The organism is Pseudomonas sp. NPDC089734 (assembly GCF_044748865.1).
GTDB lineage: Bacteria > Pseudomonadota > Gammaproteobacteria > Pseudomonadales > Pseudomonadaceae > Aquipseudomonas.
Map to the genome: position 1 here is coordinate 125,531 of NZ_JBIVGV010000010.1, position 17,814 is coordinate 143,344.

Annotated in this window: 12 protein-coding genes; 11 read left to right on the forward strand and 1 reads right to left on the reverse strand. The window is 59.4% G+C overall.

The window, feature by feature from the left end; translation table 11 throughout:
* Positions 1-12 precede the first annotated feature (12 nt).
* From ACIPY9_RS14805 to ACIPY9_RS14855, 11 genes are all read left to right on the forward strand, one after another.
* The gene (locus ACIPY9_RS14805; protein ID WP_400702419.1) at positions 13-726 is read left to right on the forward strand and encodes an SIMPL domain-containing protein; all 714 of its coding nucleotides are present in this window, start codon (positions 13-15) and stop codon (positions 724-726) included.
* A gap of 190 nt (positions 727-916) precedes the next feature.
* The gene (locus ACIPY9_RS14810) at positions 917-2,428 is read left to right on the forward strand and encodes an HET-C-related protein (RefSeq protein WP_400702422.1); all 1,512 of its coding nucleotides are present in this window, start codon (positions 917-919) and stop codon (positions 2,426-2,428) included.
* A 96-nt stretch (positions 2,429-2,524) separates the two neighbouring features.
* Complete coding sequence (locus ACIPY9_RS14815) at positions 2,525-4,126, forward strand: ABC transporter substrate-binding protein (RefSeq protein ID WP_400702425.1); 1,602 nt, start codon at positions 2,525-2,527, stop codon at positions 4,124-4,126.
* Between the two features lie 267 nt (positions 4,127-4,393).
* The gene (locus ACIPY9_RS14820) at positions 4,394-6,016 is read left to right on the forward strand and encodes an ABC transporter substrate-binding protein (protein ID WP_400702429.1); all 1,623 of its coding nucleotides are present in this window, start codon (positions 4,394-4,396) and stop codon (positions 6,014-6,016) included.
* 286 nt (positions 6,017-6,302) lie between these two features.
* Positions 6,303-7,895 carry an ABC transporter substrate-binding protein gene (locus ACIPY9_RS14825; protein WP_400702432.1) on the forward strand — a complete coding sequence of 531 codons (1,593 nt, stop codon included), beginning with the start codon at positions 6,303-6,305 and terminating at the stop codon, positions 7,893-7,895.
* A 156-nt stretch (positions 7,896-8,051) separates the two neighbouring features.
* Positions 8,052-9,431: an OprD family porin gene (locus ACIPY9_RS14830; RefSeq protein WP_400702435.1), complete on the forward strand. Its 1,380-nt coding sequence runs from the start codon at positions 8,052-8,054 to the stop codon at positions 9,429-9,431.
* 86 nt (positions 9,432-9,517) lie between these two features.
* Positions 9,518-11,113: an ABC transporter substrate-binding protein gene (locus ACIPY9_RS14835; protein ID WP_400702438.1), complete on the forward strand. Its 1,596-nt coding sequence runs from the start codon at positions 9,518-9,520 to the stop codon at positions 11,111-11,113.
* 70 nt (positions 11,114-11,183) lie between these two features.
* Positions 11,184-12,194, forward strand: coding sequence for an ABC transporter permease subunit (locus tag ACIPY9_RS14840; RefSeq protein WP_400702441.1), 1,011 nt, complete (start codon positions 11,184-11,186; stop codon positions 12,192-12,194).
* A gap of 11 nt (positions 12,195-12,205) precedes the next feature.
* Positions 12,206-13,117 carry an ABC transporter permease subunit gene (locus ACIPY9_RS14845; RefSeq protein WP_400702444.1) on the forward strand — a complete coding sequence of 304 codons (912 nt, stop codon included), beginning with the start codon at positions 12,206-12,208 and terminating at the stop codon, positions 13,115-13,117.
* A 10-nt stretch (positions 13,118-13,127) separates the two neighbouring features.
* The gene (locus ACIPY9_RS14850) at positions 13,128-14,096 is read left to right on the forward strand and encodes an ABC transporter ATP-binding protein (RefSeq protein WP_400702447.1); all 969 of its coding nucleotides are present in this window, start codon (positions 13,128-13,130) and stop codon (positions 14,094-14,096) included.
* Positions 14,096-15,070 carry a peptide ABC transporter ATP-binding protein gene (locus ACIPY9_RS14855; protein WP_400702450.1) on the forward strand — a complete coding sequence of 325 codons (975 nt, stop codon included), beginning with the start codon at positions 14,096-14,098 and terminating at the stop codon, positions 15,068-15,070. The genes ACIPY9_RS14850 and ACIPY9_RS14855 overlap by 1 nt, the downstream gene beginning before the upstream one ends.
* Before the next feature lie 87 nt (positions 15,071-15,157).
* Here ACIPY9_RS14855 and ACIPY9_RS14860 read toward each other — a convergent pair whose 3' ends face one another.
* On the reverse strand, positions 15,158-17,683 hold the full coding sequence (locus ACIPY9_RS14860; RefSeq protein WP_400702544.1) for a PepSY domain-containing protein: 2,526 nt from the start codon (positions 17,681-17,683) through the stop codon (positions 15,158-15,160).
* Positions 17,684-17,814: the final 131 nt, after the last annotated feature.

A 17,814-nucleotide genomic window follows, 5' to 3' on the forward strand; every position in this document is an offset into this window, starting at 1 on the left:
AAGGAGTTTCTCATGTTCAATCTTCGCCCCGTCGCTCTGATCATGACCCTGGGCATCGCGGCCCTGGCCTGCGCCCAGGCCATGGCAGACGAAGCCCGTTACAACCAGATTTCACTGCGTGCCGAAGTCAATCAGGAGGTCCCCCGCGACCTGATGCTCGTAACGCTCTACAGCGAAGCCCAGGACAGCGACCCGGCCAGACTCGCCGCTCAGATCACCGAAACCCTGAACAAGGCTCTGGGCCAGGCACGCCAGGTCAAGGACGTGACCGTTCGCCAGGGCAGCCGCAACAGTTACCCCATCTATGGCGAAAAAGGCCAGACCATCACCGGCTGGCGAGAACGCGCCGAGTTGCGTCTGGAAAGCGCCGATTTCGCAGCGTTGTCCAGACTGACAGGCGAATTGCTCAATGACCTGAAAATGGGCGGCATGGACTTCTCCATCTCCTCCCCGGCCCGCAAGGCCAGCGAAGACGCCCTGCTCAAGGATGCCGTGACAGCCTTCAAGGCCCGCGCCCAACTGGTCACCGAAGCATTGGGTGGCACGGGCTATAAACTGGTCAACCTGAACCTCAACACGTCGGGTTATCCACAGCCCTACCTGCGCGCCCCGGCCATGATGATGAAAGCCGAACGCGCCGATGCGGCTCCCACACCCGATGTAGAGGCCGGCACCAGCCAGGTCAACGTGTCCGCCGATGGCGTGATTGAAGTGCAGATCCCCTGATCATTACGGATGAGTCCGCTCCTGCGCGAGCCACAGGAGCGAATTCATTCGCGAAAAACAGGACCCGCCCCCGCCCGACAACCTGCGTTCCCTCGCCCTACAAGGCTCAACGCCTTGCCTGATTTTCCCCTGCCCTGCACTCCGTAAAATCCCGACACATCATTTGTTAACAACCCTCAAGGAATCACGGATGAATCCTCCTAACGAGGTCTTTGAACCTCTTTCCGCCGCGCCCCGCTTTGACGCCGGGCAGGGCAATAAAGACAAGGCCACCCACGGTTCGATCGAAGCGGTGCTTGAAACGGCCGGTTTCAGAAAAGACCAGATACGGGCCATCTACTTCGGCAACTGGCTGCGTGACTACTCGCAACTGCTCGACCCGAAGATCGTGCGCGCCACCACCATGCCCAAGCGCTTCCCGGATGTCCTGTCCCGGGAGGCCCTGACCCGGATCGTGGACGTACTGGCCGTGCGCGAATTCCCCGATCTGATGAAAACCGACCGGCCAGGCTTCACCGTCACGCCGCAAAGACTGGGCGTTTACCGCCCCAGCGAGCACATCGACAACCCCAGGGTCATCAACCCGCAGCCGGCCAACCCCAGGGAGCGCGATGCCGACTTCGAGGATTGGGTGCACCCGGACGACCCGCTCCTGCAGGTCGATGCCTCAACGTCCATGAAACGCTATATCCAGCGCTCGGTGGACGTCATGAGCGCAGAGCTCGACAAGGCCGTGCAGGCTGGCCCCGAGTCCACCGACGGGCTACGCGCGCTCGGCTCGGCACTGCATATCCTCGAAGACTTCTTTGCCCACTCCAACTTCGTCGAACTGAGCCTGATAAAGCTGGGACATACCAACGTACTGCCCTGGACCTCCGAAGCCGACTGCAAGCATCGGCTGCCATTGGTGACCGGCATGTTTGGTGGCAGCGACATCATCGCCAGCCTTGCCGCGCCCCTGGGCAGGATTCTGTTCTCGACGGAAAACAGGCCGTTTGAGGCCATCAAGGCCGGGGAACGTTACGAGCGCGACCAGATCATCCTGATCCTGCTCGGCGAACACCCGAACGAGCAACTGCTACAAGCCTATGAGGCCTTTCTGACCACCCGCGATCAATGGGCCAGCCTGCCATTCTCCGAGCAGGTCGAACGCTTCTATGCCTTCATTGGCACACCGGGAAGAATCGCGGGCAATGCCATCGGTACCGCAATGCAAGGCCTGACGACATGGCTCGGCAACAGCGTCGACGACTTCCAGACCGCCCTGGGAGACGACCCGAACACCAGTGGCTCCACAGACCCGTCGCACTCCCAGCTGGCCAAGGACCATGCCGAACATCCACTGCACTCACTGGCGGCACGGCTGGCGGAAAGAGCTGTGCTTCAGGTCGGTCAGGCAATCCGGGGGCAATGGCACAACAAGGCCGATGTCGTGCCGGCGGCGCAGGTGGCCGCCCGGTTCTTCGCCCACCCCATGGACACCGACTGGCAAGACGCGCTGGTGCGCAACTGGGCAGGCCACAACCCCGAACGTGTCAGGCATGCCGCGGCCAAAAGCGATCTGGACCGTACCCATAAGCAATTGCGAAACAGTGCAAGGAACGGTTTGCAGAACTTCAATCAGGACAGCTCCAGCTTCCTGAAAACCTTTTATGAAAGCACTTCACTGTCGGACCTGTGGAACAGAATCACTGGCAAGTAAGAGCACTGTCCGACACCCGACAAATGCGGCACTATCCGCTGTCTATCCGCTTGTCGATATTCAGAACGGTTATTGCCGCACTTTGCGAGGGGTTTCATGGGACATACGATCTTCAAACCGCTGCTTCTGACCACCGCGCTGTTGGCCTGCGCTCCACTGGCACAGGCCGCCAGCACCCTGGTGTATTGCTCCGAGGCCAGCCCGGCCGGCTTCGACCCGAGCCAGTACACCAGTGGTACCGATTTCGATGCCTCGGCCGAAACGGTCTTCAACCGGTTGACTCAGTTCAAGCGTGGCGGGACAGAAGTGGAGCCAGGGCTGGCGACTCGCTGGGAGGTTTCGGCCGATGGCCTGAGTTACACCTTCCACCTGCGCGAAGGCGTCCGTTTCCACACCACCGACTACTTCAAGCCAACCCGGCCTTTCGATGCCGACGATGTGCTGTTCACCTTCAATCGGCTGCTCGATCCCGACCAGCCGTTTCGCAAGGCCTACCCTTCCGAATCGCCCTATTTCACCGACATGGGCCTGAACACCACCATCAAGAACATTGAAAAGGTCGATGCCCATACTGTCAGGTTCAACCTGAACAATATCGATGCAGCGTTCGTACAGAACCTGGCCATGAGCTTCGCGTCGATCCAGTCAGCCGAATACGCGGCTCAACTGCTCAAGGAAGGCAAGGCCGACCAGTTGAACCAGAAACCCATCGGGACCGGCCCCTTCGTCTTCAAGCGCTACCAGAAGGATTCACAGATTCGTTACGTGGGTAACAAGGAATACTGGAAGCCCGAAGACGTGAAGATCGACAACCTGATCTTCTCGATCAACAGCGATGCCGCCGTACGCCTGCAAAAACTCAAGGCCGGTGAATGTCAGGTCAGCGGCTACCCTCGCCCGCAGGACATCGAAGAGTTCCAGAAAGACACAAAACTCAAGGTCCTGAGCCAGCCGGGCTTCAACCTGGGCTTCATCGCCTATAACGTGACCCACCCGCCACTGGACCAGCTCAAGGTCCGGCAGGCGTTGGACATGGCCATCGATAAACCGGCCATCATCAAGGCGGTCTACCAGAGCGCCGGGCAACTGGCCGAAAACGCCCTGCCGCCCGGCCAATGGGGCTTCGACCCGACCATCAAGGACGCCCCCTACGACCCGGCCAAGGCCAGACAATTGCTCAAAGAAGCCGGGATCGCACCGGGCACGCAGATCAACCTGTGGGCCATGACCGTTCAGCGTGCCTCCAACCCCAACGCCCGGATGTCGGCCCAGATGATTCAGTCCGACTGGGAGAAGATCGGCATCAAGGCCAACATCGTCACCTATGAGTGGGGCGAGTACATGAAGCGCGCCAAGGCCGGCGAGCATGATGTGATGATCTACGGCTGGACCGGCGACAACGGTGACCCGGACAACTGGCTGGGCGTGCTGTACAGCTGTGCGGCGGTCAAGGGCAGCAACTATGCCAAATGGTGCGACCCGGCGTACGACAAGCTGGTGCAACAGGCCAAGGTGACCACCAGCCGTGACGAGCGCATCAAGCTGTATCAACAGGCGCAGAAAGTGCTCAAGACGCAGGTGCCGATCACGCCGATTGCCAACTCCAAAGTGTTCCAGCCCATGCGCGTGGAAGTTCAGGACTTCAAGATCAGCCCGTTTGGCCTGACGCCGTTCTATGGCGTCAGTCTGAGCAAGTAACGCCTTCCAGAATCAGGTAACAGCTCGACACCAACCGGGTGCATTCAACACGCCCGGTTGCGTGTTAATGGTGCGATAACGCTTCAAATGACATCGCGCAAACGATCAACTGCGCAAAAATTATACTTTCGCGACATTCCTGTACGCTCGTTCCACTTTTTACCGCCTCTTTGACGTCAGGTTCTTGCTTCGGGTATGACCCCTGCATAAGTATCGGACGGATCGGCTCATGGTCGTTCCCTCCCAATGACAATAACTGAGGCCTCCATGCTCAAACACGCAGTCATTCCGTTCATCGTCGGCGCAAGCCTGCTGGCCAGCGCACCCTTCGCCCAGGCGGCATCCAACCTTGTGTTCTGCTCAGAGGGCAGCCCGGCGGGTTTCGACCCGGCGCAGTACACGACCGGTACCGATTTCGACGCCTCGGCCGAAACCGTTTTCAACCGGCTGGTCCAGTTCGAGCGTGGCGGAACCGCTGTAGAGCCAGGCCTGGCAACCCGTTGGGAGGTTTCTCCGGACGTGCTGACCTACACTTTCCATCTGCGTCAGGGCGTCAAGTTCCACACAACGCCGTACTTCAAGCCCAGCCGTAATTTCAACGCCGATGACGTGCTGTTCACGTTCAATCGCATGATCGACAAGGAGCAGCCGTTCCGCAAAGCGGCCCCGACCGAATTCCCCTACTTCACCGACATGGGCATGGACACCAACATCGCCAAGGTCGAAAAAGTCGACGACTACACCGTGAAGTTCGTGCTCAACACAGTCGATGCCGCCTTCATCCAGAACATGGCCATGTCCTTCGCGTCGATCCAGTCCGCCGAGTACGGCGCGCAGCTTCTCAAGGAAGGCAAGGCGGCGGACATCAACCAGAAGCCCATCGGCACTGGCCCGTTCGTGTTCAAGAGCTACCAGAAAGACTCCAACATCCGTTACACCGGCAACAAGGATTACTGGAAGCCTGAAGACGTCAAGGTCGACAACCTGATCTTCGCCATCACCACCGACCCGTCGGTGCGCATGCAGAAGCTCAAGAAGAACGAATGCCAGATCACGGCCTATCCTCGCCCTGCCGACCTTGAGCCGCTCAAGGCCGACAAGAACCTGCTGATGCCCGATCAGGCAGGCTTCAACCTGGGTTACATCGCCTACAACGTGATGGACAAGATCAAAGGCAGCGACGAACCCAACCCGATGGCGCAGTTGAAAGTTCGTCAGGCGCTGGACATGGCGGTCAACAAACAGCAGATCATCGACTCGGTCTACCAGGGCGCCGGGCAACTGGCGGTCAACGCCATGCCACCCACCCAGTGGTCCTATGACACCACCATCAAGGACGCCAAGTACGATCCCGAAAAGGCCAAGGCCCTGCTCAAGGAAGCCGGCATCAAGGAAGGCACCGAAATCACCCTGTGGGCGATGCCCGTCCAGCGCCCCTACAACCCCAACGCCAGGTTGATGGCCGAGATGCTTCAGGCCGACTGGAAGAAGATCGGCATCAACGCCAAGATCGTCAGTTATGAGTGGGGCGAGTACATCAAACGCTCCAAGTCCGGCGAAAACGGCGCCATGCTGATTGGCTGGAGCGGTGACAACGGCGACCCGGACAACTGGCTGGGCACCCTGTTCGGCTGCGATGCCATCAATGGCAACAACTTCTCCAAGTGGTGCGACAAGCCTTACGACGCGGTGATCAAACAGGCCAAGGCCACTCCGGACCAGGCCAAACGTACCGAGCTATACAAACAAGCCCAGCACCTTCTCAAGGATGCCGTACCGATGACCCCTATCGCGCACTCGACGGTCTATCAACCGATGCGCAATACCGTTGTGGACTTCAAGATCAGTCCGTTTGGCCTGAACTCCTTTTATGGAGTCGGCGTGAAGTAATAGCAATTTGCCTGCGCTGTTTATACAGCGCAGGCCCCTGATTCTCTGAATGGAAAAATAAACGCAGTGGCCTGGCTATTAAAAGCAACCACCTACTAACAATAAGATTTTTTCCTACAACAACTGAGTCCTGCGAACCTATTTACCGCAAGCTTCGGCCGACATACCGTCATGAATAGCTATATTCCATGTGGGATTGCAGACGTTGTTACTTCACATTATTGCTTTCGGACGTGTAGTTACATATGTGTGCTATCACTCGTCCTTTGGGAAATAGGGATCATGTATGCGTAAAACTATCGCAATGACATCGCTGCTGGGGCTGCTCGGTTCAACAACGGCAACACAAGCCGCCAACAGCCTGGTGTTCTGTTCCGAAGCCAGCCCGGCCGGTTTCGACACGGCCCAGTACACCGCCGCGACAGACAACGATGCCGCAGAGCCCATCTACAACCGCCTGACCGAATTCAAGCCCGGCGACACCACGGCCGTCCCGGCACTGGCAACCAGCTGGGATGTTTCTCCCGACGGGCTGGTCTACACCTTCCACTTGAGAGAAGGCGTCAAGTTCCACAGCAACAAGGACTTCAAGCCCAGCCGCGACTTCAATGCCGACGATGTGGTGTTTACCTTCAACCGCATGCTCAAGACCGATCACCCGTTTCGCGTGGCCTATCCGACCGAGTTCCCTTATTTCAACGGCATGGGGCTGAACAAGAAGATCAAGTCCATCGAAAAGACCGGGCCACTGACCGTCGTTTTCACCCTCAATACCGTCGATGCGGCATTCATTCAGAACATCGCCATGAACTTCGCCTCGATCCTCTCGGCCGAATACGCCGAACAACTCATGGCCAAGGGCGACCCACGGGATATCAACCAGCAACCGATCGGCACGGGGCCCTTCGTGTTTCAGCGCTATCAGAAGGACTCGCAGATTCGCTACAAGGCCAACAAGGAATACTGGGACCCGAGCCGCGTCAAGATCGACCAGTTGATTTTCGCCATCAATACCGACGCCTCGGTGCGCATGCAGAAGCTGCGCAAGAACGAGTGCCAGGTTTCGCTCAACCCTCGCCCTGCCGACCTCGAAGCCCTGAAGGCCGACAAGCAATTGCAGGTACTGCAACGCCCCGGCTTCAACCTGGGCTATATCTCCTACAACGTGCGTCATGAGCCTCTGGGCAATCTGCAAGTGCGCAAGGCGCTGGACATGGCGGTCAACAAGCAGGCCATCATCAACGCGGTGTATCAGGGGTCGGGACAACTGGCCGTCAACGCCATGCCTCCAACCCAGTGGTCCTATGACGACACCATCAAGGACACGCCTTTCGATCCGGAAAAAGCCAAAGAGCTGCTGCGTGCCGCTGGCGTCAAGGAGGGCACCGAGCTGACGCTGTGGGCCATGCCGGTCCAGCGCCCTTACAACCCCAATGCCAAGCTGATGGCCGAAATGCTTCAGGCGGACTGGGCCAAGGTCGGCATCAAGGTCAAGATCGTCAGCTATGAGTGGGGTGAGTACCTCAAGCGCACCAAAAACGGGGAGCACGACATCTCGCTGATCGGCTGGACCGGTGACAACGGCGACCCGGACAACTGGCTGGGCACTCTTTACAGCTGTGCCGCGATTGGCGGTAACAACTATTCGATGTGGTGCGACGAGAAATACGACGCCCTGATCAAGGCGGCCATTTCCACCACCGACCGGGAAAAACGCATCGGCCTGTACAAACAGGCACAGCACTACCTCAAGGAGCAGGTCCCCATTACCCCTGTGGCGCATTCAACGGTCAGCCAGCCGTTGCGCGCCGACGTTCAGGGGTTCCATGTCAGCCCGTTCGGGCGCAACAGTTTCTCGGGAGTCAGCCTCAAGGACTGATTCACAAGGCCATCCGCGTGCATCGTTTTCAGGCAGAAAGCGGTGCACTCGGGTGCCTGAACCATAAAAACAAAGTCAGGCTTCAAACCTGACATTCCCCAAGCCAGACAGAAAAAATCTGGCGTTTATAAAAGCGGTACAAAGGAGCAGTACATCTTGAAAACAACCAGCACGGCATTGCTTGCCTTATCTCTGACCTCCTTCGGTGCGGTAACCCAGGCAGAGGAAAGCAGCCACAGCTTCATCCCGACCCAGTTGAACACCTCCAGTGCACAGGACGAAGCCAAAGGTTTCTTCGAGGATCAGCACCTGACCGGTACCACCCGTAACTGGTATTCCAACGAACTGCGTCGTCGCGATGACCGGTTCAGTTATCAGAAGAACGGCGTGGCGACACCGACCCCTCGCCGCATCAACTGGGCACAAGGCACCATCGTCAATTACAGCTCGGGCTTCACTCAGGGCACGATCGGCTTCAGCACCGAAGTCGCCCTGTACAACGCCATCGCGCTGGAAAGGGATCGCAAGAACATCGCAGGCAGTTCCAACCGGACGCTGGCCGACAGCGACGGAGATGCCGTCGGGCAATGGAGCAAGCTGGGCCTGGGCAACGTCAAGGCCCGTATCTCCAATACCACGCTTACGGCAGGCCGCCAGTCGGTGAACACGCCGGTCATCGCCTACATCGGTAACCGTTCCTTGCCTTCCAGCTTCCAGGGCTTTGCCTTGCAGAGCGATGAACTGAACAACCTGTCCATTCAGGCCGCCAGCTTCGACCGGGTTTCACCCCGTACCGAACAGAGCCTGAGCAAGTTCCGCTCCGAATACGCCACCAACAACGCCAACGCAGACCGCCTGAGCATGGTGGGCGCGGACTACAAGCCGTTCGACAACCTGACCACCAGCCTGTACGCCTCGGATCTGGAAGATATCTGGAAACAGTACTACTTCGGTTTCACCCACGAAATCGGTGACAGCAAGGAAGTGGCCCTGAGCACCAACCTCAACTACTACAAGACCAAGGATGCAGGTCAGAGCAAGCTGGGGCCGATCGATAACGATACCTACAGCCTGTCCTTCACCGCGACCCACCGGGCGCACAGCTTCGGTATCGCGTATCAGGAAGTCATGGGCAACGAATACTTCGACTATGCCCATGAAACCAACGCCATCTTCCTGGCCAACTCCCTGTTCTCGGACTTCAACGGCCCGAACGAAAAATCCCTGCAGCTCAGCTATGTGATCGACATGAGCAGCTATGGCGTACCCGGTCTGAAGTTCAATGCCTATCAGGCGCGTGGCTGGGGCATCGACGGTACTCACTACAAGGGCACCGCCTACAGCGACGTCAACCGGATGGATGGCGAGCATCACTATGAGTACGGCGTCGGCACCACCTACGCCGTTCAGTCCGGCCCACTCAAGGCCACCACCATTCGCGCCACCTACACCACCCACCGCGCCAGTGAGTTCCAGTCAGATGGCAACATCAACGAGCTGCGCATCGTGACCACCATTCCGTTCAAGATTCTGTAACCGGTCATGCCGTTGCGGTGCGTGTCGTGCCATGGGCATGACATACACCGCAGCCATGGCTTCCGCACTGCAAAAGGAGGTTTCTATTGAAACGACTCACACTACGCGCCTCGATCGCCATCGCTGTATTCGGCCTCGCTGCCAGTGTCTGTGCCAAACCGCTGGTGGTCTGTACCGAAGCCAGCCCGGAAGGCTTCGATATCGTGCAATACACCACGGCGGTCACCGCAGACGCTTCGGCGGAAACCATCCTTGAGCGCCTGGTGGCTTTCGCCCCCGGCACCACGGATACCGTTCCCGGCCTGGCCGAAAGCTGGGAGATCAGCCCTGATGGCCTGAGCTACACCTTCAAGCTGAGACACGGGGTCAAATTCCAGACCACCGACTATTTCAAGCCCACCCGCGACATGAACGCCGAAGATGTGCTCTGGAGCTTCCAGCGGCAGATGGATACCAGCCATCCCTGGCATGCCCGTTCGCTGGTCGGCTACCCCTATTTCGAGAGCATGGGCTTCAAGGACCTGCTCAAAAGCGTCGAAAAACTCGACGACTACACCGTGAAGTTCACCCTCACGCGGGCGGAATCGCCTTTTCTGCGCAACCTGGCCATGCCGTTCACCTCGATCTACTCGGCCGAGTACGCCGATCAGTTGCTCAAGCGTGACAAGACTGCCGAACTCAACAGCAAACCCATCGGCACCGGTCCGTTCATCCTGACGCGCTATGCCAAGGACGCGCAGGTCCGCTATAAAGCCAACCCGGACTACTGGAAGCTGAAAGTGCCCAGTGAAGCGCTGATCTTTGCGATCACGCTGGACAACAACACGCGGCTGCAAAAACTCAAGGCCAATGAATGTCAGGTTGCGCTTTATCCAAAACCTGACGATATTGCGAACATCAAGGCTGACCCGAATCTCAAGATCGACGAGATGGAAGCCATGATGACCAGTTATGTCGCCATCAACACGTCGCACCAATACCTGGGCGATGTGCGTGTACGACAAGCGATCAACCTGGCGTTCGACAAGAAGTCCTACATCAAGGCACTGTTTGGCGAAGGCAAGGCCACCGAGGGCGTCGGCCCCTACCCACCGACCATGATCGGCTACGACAACGATAGCCAGAGCCCGCCGTACGATCCGGCAAAAGCCCGTACCTTACTCAAAGAGGCCGGTGTTCCAGAGGGACAGGTGTTTACCCTGTTCGCACGCAATGGCGGTGCCGTGACCAACCCGAATCCGTTGGTCGGGGCCCAGATGTTGCAGGGAGATCTGGCCAAGGTCGGTATCAAGCTGGACATTCGCGTCATGGAATGGGGCGAGATGCTTAAACGCGCCAAGAATGGCGAACATGACATGGTGTTTGCAGGCTGGGCAGGCGACAACGGCGATCCGGATAACTTCCTGACCCCGAACCTGAGCTGCGATGCCGCAAAAAATGGCGAAAACTACGCTCGCTGGTGCAACAAGGTCTTTGAAGACGCGATCACCCAGGCCAGGGAAAAAACCGACCCCGCCGAACGTGCCGTGCTCTACAGGCAAGCCCAGCAAGTGTTCAACCAGGAGCAACCATGGATAAGCCTGGCGTATCCGAAACTGTTCGTTGCAATGCGTAAGAATGTCGAAGGCTTTCATATCAGCCCGCTGACCAATAACAACTTCACCACTGCACAGGTGAAGTAGAGAGAAACGGCCGCCCGCGCCCACAAGGCAACGGCGGCATGCCTGACCGGCTGATGAGGTACACCACGAGATGTTTAGTTTTATTGCCCGTCGGGTAGGGTTACTGATCCCTACCTTCTTCGGCATCACCCTGTTGACGTTCGCCCTGATTCGCCTGATCCCCGGCGATCCGGTCGAAGTCATGATGGGTGAACGCCGGGTCGACCCGGAAATGCACGCCCAGGCCATGGAACGCCTGGGGCTGAACAAACCGCTTTATGCCCAGTACATCGATTACATCGGCAAGCTCGCTCAGGGCGACCTTGGCGAATCACTGCGCACCCGTGAAAGCGTGTGGACCGAATTCAGCTCGCTGTTCCCCGCGACCCTGGAGCTTTCCATCGCCGCGCTGATCTTTGCCGGAATTGTCGGCCTGCTCGCCGGCGTCATTGCAGCACTCAAACGTGGCTCGCTGTTCGATCACGGCGTCATGGGGATCTCCCTGGCGGGCTACTCGATGCCGATCTTCTGGTGGGGCCTGATCCTCATCATGTTCTTCTCCGTTTCTCTGGGCTGGACGCCGGTATCGGGGCGCATCGACCTGCTCTACGACATTCAGCCCGTCACCGGCTTCATGCTGATCGACACCCTGCTCAGCGATGAAGAAGGCGCCTTTCTCGATGCCCTGCATCACCTGATCCTGCCGGCCATCGTGCTGGGCACCATTCCGCTGGCGGTCATCGCCCGGATGACCCGCTCCTCGATGCTGGAAGTGCTGCGTGAAGACTACGTGCGTACCGCTCGGGCCAAGGGCCTGTCACCGGCTCGCGTGGTCTTCGTTCACGGCCTGCGCAATGCCCTGATTCCGGTGCTGACCGTGTTCGGCCTGCAGATCGGTACCCTGCTGGCCGGTGCTGTTCTGACCGAAACGATCTTCTCCTGGCCGGGCATCGGCAAGTGGCTGATCGAAGCCATCGGCGCCCGTGACTACCCGGTGGTGCAGAACGGCATTCTGCTGATCGCCTGCCTGGTGATCCTGGTCAACTTCGTGGTGGACATCCTCTACGGCTTTGCCAACCCACGCATCCGTCACCAGCGCTGAGATCCTGACTCATGAGCACACCTACTTCTCCGGTAGCAGTCGATCAAAGCCTGCTTTACCCCTCCCCTTACAAAGAATTCTGGTACGCCTTCTCCAGGAACAAAGGTGCCGTGGCCGGCCTGATGTTCATGGCCCTGATCGTGTTCTGCGCCCTGTTCGCCCCCTGGGTCGCGCCACACGACCCGAGCGAGCAGTACCGGGACTTTCTGCTGACACCTCCGGTCTGGCTCGAAGGTGGTCAATGGCAATTCATCCTCGGCACCGACGAGCTGGGGCGTGACCTGTTATCACGCCTGATTCACGGCTCACGGCTGTCGCTGCTGATCGGTCTGTCCTCGGTCGTGATGTCGCTGATCCCCGGTATCCTGCTGGGACTGCTGGCAGGGTTCTTTCCGCGCTTTCTCGGCCCTTCGGTCATGCGTCTGATGGACATCATGCTCGCCCTGCCATCGCTGCTGCTGGCCGTGGCCATCGTCGCGATTCTCGGCCCAGGCCTGATCAACACCGTGATCGCCATCGCCATCGTGTCGCTGCCCTCTTATGTGCGCCTGACTCGTGCGGCGGTGATGGGTGAACTGAACCGTGACTACGTGACTGCAGCCCGTCTGGCGGGGGCAACTCTGCCACGTCTGATGTTCATCACCGTACTGCCCAACTGCATGGCACCGCTGATCGTACAGGCAACCCTGAGTTTCTCCTCCGCCATCCTCGATGCCGCGGCCCTGGGCTTCCTGGGGCTTGGCGTACAGCCGCCAACACCTGAGTGGGGCACCATGCTCGCCTCGGCCCGCGACTACATCGAACGCGCCTGGTGGGTCGTGAGCCTGCCCGGTCTGACCATTTTGCTCAGCGTGCTGGCAATCAACCTGATGGGCGACGGCCTGCGCGATGCGCTGGACCCGAAACTCAAGAATGCCGCCTGAGGAGATTCGTATGTCACTTCTGCAAATCCAGAATCTCAATGTCCGCTTCGGCGACGCCAATGCCGTTCCCGTCGTGGACGGTCTGTCGCTGAGTGTCGAGAAAGGCGAAGTCCTGGCCATCGTCGGCGAATCGGGGTCCGGCAAGTCCGTAACCATGATGGCGCTGATGGGCTTGATCGATGCCCCCGGCATCATCACCGCAGATTCGCTGAACTTCGACGGCCATGACCTGCTCAAGCTCAACGCACGCCAGCGCCGTCGCATCATCGGCAAGGATCTGGCCATGGTCTTCCAGGACCCGATGACCGCCCTGAACCCCAGCTATACGGTAGGGTTCCAGATCGAAGAGGTTCTGCGCCAGCACCTGAAACTGTCCGGCAAGGCGGCACGCCAACGCGCTCGGGAACTGCTCGAAAAAGTGGAAATTCCTGGCGCTGCGGCACGTCTGGATGCCTACCCGCACCAGTTGTCCGGCGGCATGAGCCAGCGCGTGGCGATTGCCATGGCCATTGCCGGTGAACCCAAGCTGCTGATTGCCGACGAACCGACCACCGCGCTGGATGTGACCATCCAGGCACAGATCATGGACCTGCTGCTGAGCCTGCAAAAAGAGCAGGACATGGCACTGGTGCTGATCACTCACGATCTGGCCGTCGTCGCCGAAACCGCGCAGCGCGTCTGCGTGATGTATGCCGGTCAGGCGGTCGAAGTCGGCCAGGTGCCCGGTCTTTTCGACATCCCGGCCCACCCGTACAGCGAAGCGCTGCTGGCGGCGATCCCGGAACACAGCATGGGCGCAGAGCGTCTGGCGACATTACCGGGCATGGTACCCGGCCGTTATGACCGCCCGCTGGGCTGCCTGCTGTCGCCACGCTGCCCTTATGCACAGGAAACCTGCCGCATCCAGCGCCCGACCCTGGACCCGAAAGCCCATAGCCAGGCACGTTGCTTCTATCCCTTGAATCAGGAGGTGGCGTGATGAGCGTCGTACTGACCGCCCGCGACCTTAACCGTCATTACGAAGTCTCGCGTGGCCTGTTCAAGGGCCATGCGCTGGTTCGCGCCCTCAACGGTGTGTCCTTTGAACTGGAAGCGGGAAAGACCCTGGCCGTGGTCGGAGAATCGGGTTGCGGCAAATCCACGCTGGCTCGTGCCCTGACCCTGATCGAAGAGCCCACCTCTGGCTCCCTGAAAATCGCGGGCAAGGAAGTGACCGGGGCCAGCAAGGCCGATCGCAAACAACTGCGCAAAGACGTGCAGATGGTCTTTCAGAGCCCGTATGCCTCACTCAACCCCCGGCAGAAGATTGGTGACCAGCTGGGTGAGCCCCTGCTGATCAACACCGACCTCAGCCGTGCCGAGCGGCGGGAAAAGGTTCAGGCCATGATGAGTCAGGTGGGTCTGCGCCCCGAGCACTATCAGCGCTACCCGCACATGTTCTCCGGTGGTCAGCGCCAGCGTATTGCCCTGGCCCGCGCCATGATGCTGCAACCCAAGGTGCTGGTGGCCGACGAACCGACCTCCGCGCTGGACGTGTCGATTCAGGCTCAGGTGTTGAACCTGTTCATGGACCTTCAGCAGGAGTTCAACACGGCCTATGTGTTCATTTCCCACAACCTGTCGGTGGTTCGCCATGTGGCCGACACGGTGTTGGTGATGTACCTGGGGCGTCCTGCGGAAATGGGGCCGAAGGAGGAAATCTACAGCCGCCCTCTGCACCCTTATACGCAGGCGCTGCTGTCGGCGACTCCGGCCATTCACCCTGACCCGCTGAAACCGAAGATCAAGATTGTCGGCGAACTTCCCAACCCGCTCGATCCGCCAAGCGGCTGCGCTTTCCACAAGCGCTGCCCTTACGCGACCGAACGGTGTTCACAGGAAGAGCCGGCCTTGCGGACGGTGGATAACCGTCAGGTGGCCTGTCACTACGCGGAGCAGTTTGTAGCGGCGTAATAGCCTTTCGCGAATGAATTCGCTCCCACACCTGTAGGAGCGAATTCATTCGCGATCAATATCACCGCCCGCGATGGGCTCTCGCGATCAATAAACATCCCTTCTGTAACGCCCCTGCTCGATCAACGCCGTTACCACCGGCTCACCCAGCACGTCCTTCAACACCTGATCCACGCCCGCGGCCATCCCTTCAAGGCTGCCACAGATGTAAAGGGCTGCGCCCTGATCCAGCCAGACGCGCAACTCACCCGCCGCCTCACGCAATTTATCCTGCACATAGACTTTCTCGGCCTGATCACGCGAGAACGCCAGATCCAGACGCGCCAGATCACCACAAGCCAACCAACCCTGCAGCTCGCCGGAACAGTGAAAGTCATGGGCGGCATTGCGCTCGCCAAACAGCAGCCAGTTGCGTGATTGCCCTTGTGCGATACGCGCCTTGAGCAGACTGCGCAGCCCCGCCAGCCCGGTGCCGTTACCCAACAGAATCATCGGTACAGGCTCGACCGGCAGATGGAAACTGCTGTTGCGGCGCAGACGCAGGCTGACGGCCCCTTCCAGTGCAACATGCTCGGTCAGCCAGCCAGACCCCAGCCCCAGGCTGCCATCAGGATGCAGCTCCTGGCGAACGATCAGTTGCAACACGCCCTCTTCCGGGATCGAGGCAATGGAGTATTCGCGCACGGCCAACGGCACCAGAGAATCGATCAGAGACTGGGCATGCAGGCCCACCAGATGCGCGCGATGCTGCGGCAATTGGCGAGTCGCCAGCGCCTGAGCCAGCGTCTCCTGCAAATCGTCCACGGTGACCCGCGTCTCCGGAGCAATGCCCAGGCCCTTCAGAAAATGCTCGATGGCCGCCTCGCCGTTACGCGGCAATACCTCGACCAGATCTCCGGCCTGCCAGGTCGCCGCGTCAGGTGCCCGCAGATCCAGCAGAAAGACCTTGGAGCCACTGCTGCCAGGGTTCAGCAGTTCACGGCGAGTCAGGGTCCAGTTCTCGAAAGCCGGAGCCTGCCAGGGCGCGGATGGCTGGCTTCCCGTCAGTTGCCCCAGTTGTTGCTGCCAGAGCTGCAAGGCAGCCGGGTCGGCACTGTCAACTTCGACCGGAGCAAACAGCGTGCTGCCGCCGCGCTCGCTCAACCAGCCATGCAGGCGATGTGCGAAGCCGCAGAAATGTTGATACTGCCGGTCCCCCAGGGCCAGCACGGCATAGTTCAGGTTCTGCAACGATAACGGGCTGCCCAGCACGCTGCGCTCGAATCCCCGGGCGCTGTCCGGAGCCTCGCCATCGCCGAAAGTGCTGACCACAAACAAGGCATTGCTGCTTTGGCTCAGGTCCTGCCCGGTCAGGTCACCCAGACGCTGCACGCGCACCGGCAAACCTGCCGACTGCAATTGCCCGGCCGTCTGCCAGGCCAGCTGCTCGGCAAAACCGCTCTGGCTGGCAAAACCGATCAGCCACGACGAGGCTTCATTGTCCGGATGGCTGGCCACACCGCCACGGGCATTTCTGATCTCGCGCTTCTTGCGGCGACGGTCCAGATACAGCAACCAGCCGGTGATGAAGAACAGAGGCATCAGCAACGAGGCGACCGTCATGACAATACGTCCGCCCAGCCCGAAATAGCTGCCCACGTGCAGGGCATAGTTGCTGGTCAGCAACCGGGCACCGAAGCTCTTTTCCTCATAGCGCGACACGAAATTGATCTTGCCGGTGGCCGGGTCCAGATTGAGGGTGCCGAAGGCACGTGGGTGCGGTGAGTCCTTGAGCAGGTAGAACACGGTGGCTGGCTGACCACCATTGGCTGGCAGCCTCAGGTTATAAGAACTCAGCTCCGGCCCTGCGGTTTCCTGAATGCTCTTCCAGACGGCGTCGTAATCCACGACCAGCGGGCCGGGAGCCGAAGTTTTCTTGCCACCGCCATTGCGCTGCTCGCCCACCGGAGCATCGTCCAGCAATGCGGTCATGCCGTTGCGGAACCATTCATAGGACCAGTTCAACCCCGTCAGGGCAAACAGCAGGTAAAGCAGCAGGCACCAGGTTCCGAATACCGAGTGCAGGTCCCAGTTGAAACTCCGGCCTTTTTTCGCCCAGTCCATGGTCAGCCAGACGCGCCAGTCCAGCGGCTTGCGAGGCCAGCGCAAATAAAGACCGGACAGGCAGAAGAACACCAGAATCACGGTACTGGCCGCCGTGATCTGCTTGCCGACTTCGCCTGCGGCAAGGAAGCGGTGCAGATTCAGGACGAAATCAAAGAACCCCTCGCCCACACCGTTGCCTCTCAGCTCACCGGTATAAGGGTCGAAGTTGCGCTTGGGGCCACGCCGCTCACCCGGCTCGGGGGTGAAATACACCTGGGCGACACGATTGCCGACTGTCTGCACACGCAGAATCGCAACCTTCAGCCCCGTCGCCGCCTCAAGCCGACGGACCAGTTCGGGTGGAGGCAAAGTGGCAGCCCGCTCCTCGACAAGCAGAACATCCGGGTTGAGTGCATCGAGGATTTCGTCCTCGAATGAATACAGCGCCCCGGTAATGCCCATCAAGGCCAGTACCAGCCCCGCCGTGATTCCGAAGAACCAATGAACCTGAAACAGGACCTTCTTCAACACACCCATCCACCTCACCGGTCTTTTGCGGCGCGTAGTATGCGCTAAATGTTATTTATTCTCATCTGTAACCTTGCACAAAAAATGAGCTTCAGCCTCTGCAAACACGGCACAGGTTCTCCCCCCGAAGG